This is a genomic window from Acidimicrobiales bacterium (genome assembly GCA_035630295.1).
Lineage (GTDB): Bacteria > Actinomycetota > Acidimicrobiia > Acidimicrobiales > Iamiaceae > Iamia.
In genome coordinates this window covers 117,124-123,123 of record DASQKY010000044.1, presented here as the reverse complement: position 1 = coordinate 123,123, position 6,000 = coordinate 117,124, and the positions used below count along the sequence as shown (strand labels likewise).

Genomic DNA, 6,000 nt, shown 5'->3' with positions numbered 1-6,000 from the left:
ATCGTCGGCGACGTGTTCTCCAAGCCCATCGTGCGGGCCATCGACGAGCAGGCGGCGACCGGCCGGCCCTACGACGTCACGAGCCTGCAGCGGATCTACTCCTCCGGCGCCATGTGGTCGGCCGAGGTCAAGCAGTCGCTGCTCGACCGCATGCCCAACGTCGCCCTCAACGACATCATGAACTCGAGCGAGGGCGCGATGGCCACGCAGGTCACGACGCACGGCACCGCGGCGACGACGGCGCTGTTCGTGCGCAACCCGACGACGAAGGTCTTCACCGACGACGGGCGCGAGGTCGTGCCCGGCTCCGACGAGGTGGGGATGCTCGCCGCGTCCGGCAACGTGCCGATCGGCTACTACAAGGACGCCGAGAAGACCGCGACGGTGTTCCGGGAGATCGACGGCGTCATGTACTCGTTCCCCGGCGACATGGCCAAGGTCGCCGCCGACGGCTCGCTGATCCTGCTCGGGCGCGGCAACCAGGTCATCAACACCGGCGGCGAGAAGGTCTTCCCCGAGGAGGTGGAGGAGGCCCTCAAGCTCCACCCGTCGGTGGCGGACGCGGTGGCCGTGGGGGTGCCCGACGAGAAGTTCGGCGAGGCCATCACCGGGCTGGTCGAGCTGGTCCCGGACGCCGAGCTGGACGAGGCCGACGTCATCGCCCACGTGAAGGCCAGGCTCGCCTCCTACAAGGCCCCCAAGCGCCTGCTGGTGGTCGACACCATCGGCCGGGCCCCCAACGGCAAGGTCGACTACAAGCGCCTCAAGGCCCACGCCCAGGACGTCCTCGGCCTCGCCGGCTGACCCACTCCGCCCGATGATGTCGGATCGGGGTCGCGCCAGGGGCAGACTGGCCACCATGAGCAACCCGATGCTGCGCGAGGACAAGTTCGGCTTCCGGTCGGGGCCGCCGGCGGCCACCCAGCCCGGCTGGGGCGCCCGGCCCGGCGGGCCGAGCGGGCCGGCCATCCCTCCGTCGGACGACCCCGTCTCCCCGTGGCCCCCGGCCGGTCCCACGGCCGAGCCCACCCTGCGGCGGGGCGGCGTGGCCTCGGCCACCGCCGTGCTGCTGGCCATCATCTGCGTCACCGGCGTGGTGGGGTGGAACGCCGTCACCCCGGCCGTCGAGGTCGACGACCGCATCGTCCGCTCGGCCGAGATCCCGTTCTGGATCTTCGGGGCCATGATCGGCGCCCTGGCCCTGGCCCTGGTCACCTTCTTCGTCCCCCGCATCGCCCGCATCACCGCTCCCCTCTACGCGGTGGCCGAGGGCCTGGTGGTGGGGGCCGTCTCCCAGGTCTACGAAGCCCAGTACGAGGGCATCGTGCTCCAGGCCGTGGGCCTCACCATCGGCGTGTTCGCCATGATGCTGGTGCTGTACGCCACCGGCCGGATCCGGGTCACCCCCCGGTTCCGCCTCGGCGTCATCGCCGCCACCGGGGCCGTCTTCCTCATCTACCTGGCCACCTTCATCGTGGGCCTGTTCGGGGCCGACGTCCCCTTCATCCACGACAACGGGATCATCGGCATCGGCTTCAGCGTGGTGGTGGTGGTCATCGCCGCCCTCAACCTGACCCTGGACTTCGACTTCGTCGACCGGGCCGAGCGGGCCGGCGCCCCCCGGCACATGGAGTGGTTCGCGGCCCTCAGCCTGACCGTCACCCTGGTCTGGCTGTACCTGGAGATGCTCCGCCTGCTGGCCAAGCTGCGCAGCCGCTGAGCCGGTTTCCTTCGTCCTGAGGCCCGTCGGTAGCGTCACCCACGCCATCCACGGACACGGACGAACGGAGCCCACGCAATGGCTGATCTCGGGTACGACGGCAAGGTCGCGATCATCACCGGTGCCGGTGGCGGCCTCGGCCGCTCCCACGCCCTGGAGCTGGCCAAGCGAGGAGCCCTGGTCGTGGTCAACGACCTGGGCGGCTCGGTCGACGGGGAGGGCGGCTCGCACACCGCGGCCCAGCAGGTGGTGGACGCGATCAAGGCCGCCGGCGGCGAGGCCGTGGCCAACTACGACTCGGTGGCCACCCCGGAGGGCGGCCAGTCCATCGTCCAGACCGCCCTCGACACCTTCGAGCGGGTCGACATCGTCATCAACAACGCCGGCATCCTGCGCGACGCGGCGTTCAAGAACATGGACGCCGAGAAGCTGGAGCCCGTCATCGACGTGCACCTCAAGGGCGCCTTCTACGTCACCCAGGCCGCCTGGGGCCACATGCGGGAGCAGAGCTACGGCCGGATCGTCAGCACCTCGTCGGGGGCCGGCCTGTTCGGCAACTTCGGCCAGACCAACTACGGCGCGGCCAAGGCCGGCCTGGTCGGCTTCACCCGGGTGCTGGCCGTCGAGGGGGCCAAGAACAACATCAAGGCCAACGCCATCGCCCCGGTGGCCAAGACCCGCATGACCGAGGAGCTGCTCGGCGCCATGGCCGACAAGCTCGCCCCCGAGCTCGTCACCCCGGTGGTGGCCTGGCTGGCCCACGAGGACTGCCCGGTCAGCGGCGAGGTCTACTCGTGCGGCGGCGGCCACGTGGCCCGGGTCTTCACCGGCGTCACCCCGGGCTGGACCGGGGCCGAGGGCCTGTCGGTGGAGGACGTCCGCGACCACTTCGAGGACATCCGCTCCGAGGACGGCTACTCGGTGCCCGCCAACCTCACCGACGAGATGATGCTCACCCTCAAGGCCCTGGGCGGCTGATCCCGCACCGGTCCTGGTTCGACGGGGGTGCCCGGGCTCCGGCCCGGGCACCGTCGCGAGCGGTGCCCGGCACGGCCAGCGTCGGCAGGGAGCCGGTTCGGCCGTGGTAGGAACGCCCGCGTGATCGCCGACCCGCCCTCGCCGCCCGGGCGGGAGCGGCCCCTGGTGGCCGCCGGGCACCCGGCGGTGGTGGCCGCGGCCCACGAGGTGCTGGACGCCGGCGGCAACGCCTTCGACGCCGTGGTGGCCGCCGGGTTCGCCGGGACGGTGGCCGAGCCGGCGTTGACCAGCCTGGCCGGCGGCGGGTTCTGCCTGGCCCGCACCGCGGCCGGGGAGGAGGTGCTGGTCGACTTCTTCGTGGACACGCCCGGCCTGGGCCTGGCCTCACCCCCGGTGCCCCACTTCGACGAGGTGGTGGTGAACTTCGAGGTGGCCACCCAGGCCTTCCACTGCGGGCCCGGCTCCATCGCCGTGCCCGGGGGCCTGCCCGGCTACCTGCACGTGCACCGGCGCTTCGGGCGGGTCGACCTGGGCACGGTGGTGGCCCCGGCGTTGCGCCTGGCCCGGGACGGGGTGGACCTGCTCCCCCGGCAGGCCGGGATCGTCTCGCTGCTGGAGCGCATCCTGCTGCGCACCCCGGAGGGCCGGGCCCTGTTCGCCCCCGGCGGCCGCCTGGTGGCCGTGGGCGACCGCCTGCGCAACCCGGGCCTGGCCGAGGTGCTGGCCGAGCTGGGCCGGGGCGGCGACGTGCGCTTCTCGGGCGGCCCGCTGGCCGCCGCCCTGCTGGCCGTGACCGCGGCCGACGGGCTGGTGACGGCCGGGGACCTGGCCGCCTACCGGGTGGTGGAGCGGGACCCGTTGGCGCTGCACTGGCAGGGCCGGCGGGTGCTGACCAACCCGGCCCCGTCGTTCGGGGGCACGCTCATCGCCGCCGCCCTGGCCCGCCTGGACGGCCTCGACCTCGGGCCCGACGACCCCCGGGGCCCGGCCGCCCTGGTGGCGGTGGCCGCCGAGGTCGACCGCCACCGCCGGGCCATCCTGGCCGGCGCCGACCCCGTCCGCCCGGCGGACCCGGCGGACCCGTCGATCCTGCGGCCGGGGCGGCGGGGCTCGGCCCGGGGCACCACGCACGTCAGCGTGTGGGACGGCGAGGGCGGGGCGGCCGCCATGACCACCTCCAACGGCGAGTGCTCGGGCGACGTGATCCCCGGCACCGGCATCCTCACCAACAACATCCTGGGCGAGGACGACCTCCACCCCGACGGCTTCCACGCCTCGCCCCCGGGCCTGCGGGTGGCCTCGATGATGGCCCCCACCGTGGTCGTCGGGCCCGACGGGGCCACCGAGGTGGTGGTGGGCAGCGGGGGCAGCAAGCGCATCCGCTCGGCCGTGACCCAGGTGCTGGTGAACGTGCTGGTCCACGGCCTCGACCCCCGGGCCGCGGTGGAGGCCCCCCGGGCCCACTGGGACGTCGACCACGTCGAGGTCGAGCCCGGCTTCGGGTCCGGGGCCCTCGACGCGCTGGCCGCCCTGGGCCCGGTCAACCGGTGGCCCGACCGCAGCGTCTACTTCGGGGGCGCCCACCTGGTCGTCCCCGGCCTCGGTGCCGCCGGCGACCCCCGCCGCGACGGCGCCGCCTCGCCCTCGGGGTGAGGACCCCTCAGGGGGTGGGGGTGCCGGTGTAGATCCACATGTAGGCCTCGTCCCGGAGGGGGACGCCGGTGGCGGCCAGGGCCGCGCCCCAGTCGCCGGTGACCCCGGGGTCCGACTCCTCCATGCCGTGGTCGGCCACCAGGAAGAAGGCGGTGCGGTCGAAGGCGCCGGACCGCTCGACCAGGGCCAGCACCTCGCCGACCCGGGCATCGGTGTCGCGCACGGCCGCCGCGGCGATGTCCGAGTAGGGCCCGCCGTGGTGCATGGCCGCGTCGGTGAGGCTGGTGTTGACCCACGTGAAGCGGGGCCGGGGGTAGGTCACGCCCTGGTAGCCGTCGCCCCACACCCCCAGGGTCAGCTCCAGGCCGGTGTGGTCGATGCGCGACGCCGTCCGGTAGCTCTTCTCGGGGCGGACGAAGCGCTCGGTGGCGAAGGGCAGCTCCTCGGCCGGCGGGGGCCGGTCGGGCAGGCCGCCGTCGCGCAGGATGTGGAAGGTGCCGAAGTCGGCGCCCCGGTCGCAGGGCTCGTTGGCGGCCAGGGTGAAGCTGTCGGGCCAGGTGCGGCGCACCGCCTCGTAGAGGGTCTCCACCTCCGGCGACAGCGAGGCCATCGACCAGGCCCAGGTGGCCGGCGAGTTGGTGATGACCTGCTGGCCGGTGCCCCGGTCCCACCAGGCGTTGTTGAGCACCCCGTGGTGGCCCGGGTGGGCGCCGGTGAGGATGGTGGTGTGGTTGGGGAGGGTCACGGTGGGGGCCGAGGCCATGGCCCCGTGGCCCATGGTGGTGCCCATGGCCATGAGCCGGGCCACGTGGGGGGCCTCGCCCCGGGCGGCCATGTCGTAGAGCACGTTGGCGTTGCAGCCGTCGAGCAGGAACCCGACCACGTGGTCGGGGGCGGCCTCCCGGTGGTCGATGAGGTCGTCCAGGACGTCGCCGTCCTGCCGGCGCAGCAGCGCCCCCTCCCGGCGCCGACCGTTGAGGCCGACCCCCTCGGGGTGGGGGGCGGCGCCCATGAGGGCCAGCACCGTGGGGGCCACGTCGACCAGCTTGCAGGCCCGGGGCAGCACCCCGTGGGCCTTGACCCCGGCCCCGGCGATGACGAACGGGGCCCGGGCCTGGACCACACCCATCGACCCGTGCTCGCCCCGGTGGCCCCCGGCGGCCTCCCAGTTGTGGGAGGCGGTGTGCTGGCAGATCACGTCCGGGGCGGCCGGGCTGTCGAAGACCTGGGCCACCATCTCGTAGGCGAACGGGTAGCTGGTGCGCTCCCGGGTGGGCCAGGGGGTGGCCCGCTCGTCGGCCAGGGGGCTGAACCGGTCGGTGGCCCGGTCGCCCAGCGGGTTGCGCCCCTCGACCAGGGTCTCGGTGAAGCGCCAGCCGTGGCCGTCGTCCTCCCGCCGGAACCGGACCCGCCCGTCGGCGGCCCGGGCCTCGTAGCCCTCGCCGTCGGCGGTGACCACCAGGTCCACGATGGGCTCCAGCGCCGGGTCCAGCAGGGCCTCGGCCACGGTGGCCACGTGGGCGGGATCGGGGGCGGCGGCGGGCGGGGTGCGCATGGCCCGGGACCGTACCCAACCCCGGCGTCGCCCGGGTGACACGAGCCCGTCGCCCCGATGACATCAGGCTCGATCCAGCTCGGGCGAGCAGCCG

5 protein-coding genes are annotated in these 6,000 nt (G+C 74.3%); 4 read left to right on the top strand and 1 reads right to left on the bottom strand.

The features are described 5' to 3' along the window. From VEW93_13285 to VEW93_13270, 4 genes are all read left to right on the top strand, one after another. Positions 1 to 804 (top strand): acyl-CoA synthetase (locus tag VEW93_13285; GenBank protein ID HYI62766.1); only part of this gene is annotated, 804 nt, incomplete at its 5' end. Between the two features lie 55 nt (positions 805 to 859). Then, positions 860 to 1,720: a Bax inhibitor-1/YccA family protein gene (locus VEW93_13280; protein ID HYI62765.1), complete on the top strand. Its 861-nt coding sequence runs from the start codon at positions 860 to 862 to the stop codon at positions 1,718 to 1,720. 78 nt (positions 1,721 to 1,798) lie between these two features. Further along, the gene (locus tag VEW93_13275) at positions 1,799 to 2,698 is read left to right on the top strand and encodes an SDR family oxidoreductase (protein ID HYI62764.1); all 900 of its coding nucleotides are present in this window, start codon (positions 1,799 to 1,801) and stop codon (positions 2,696 to 2,698) included. Between the two features lie 120 nt (positions 2,699 to 2,818). After that, positions 2,819 to 4,351, top strand: coding sequence for a gamma-glutamyltransferase (locus VEW93_13270; protein HYI62763.1), 1,533 nt, complete (start codon positions 2,819 to 2,821; stop codon positions 4,349 to 4,351). A 7-nt stretch (positions 4,352 to 4,358) separates the two neighbouring features. Here VEW93_13270 and VEW93_13265 read toward each other — a convergent pair whose 3' ends face one another. Next, on the bottom strand, positions 4,359 to 5,906 hold the full coding sequence (locus tag VEW93_13265; protein ID HYI62762.1) for an alkaline phosphatase family protein: 1,548 nt from the start codon (positions 5,904 to 5,906) through the stop codon (positions 4,359 to 4,361). Positions 5,907 to 6,000: the final 94 nt, after the last annotated feature.